Annotated in this window: 1 protein-coding gene; it reads left to right on the forward strand. The window is 67.9% G+C overall.

The features are described 5' to 3' along the window. The coding region (locus ACPYOM_RS22690; protein WP_481347694.1) for a hypothetical protein at positions 1-265 on the forward strand (265 nt) is incomplete at both ends.

Genomic DNA, 265 nt, shown 5'->3' on the forward strand with positions numbered 1-265 from the left:
TGCGCGACTTTTCGCGCGACGACGCCAGCGTGCCGGTCGCGCATCGCGGCAAATACCTCGCGTTCACCGATGCCGGTTCGGACGGCATGAAGCATCTCGCGGCACTGGCGCGCAGCGGCCTGACGGACATCCACCTGCTGCCCGTGTACGACATCGGCAGCGTGCCCGAGACGGCATGCGCCGTGCCGCAACCCACCGGCACGCCGGACGGCGACACGCAGCAGGCACTGGTAAAACCCACGGCGGAGACAGACTGCTTCAACTG

It is taken from the genome of Monashia sp. HAY1-2A, from assembly GCF_056755315.1.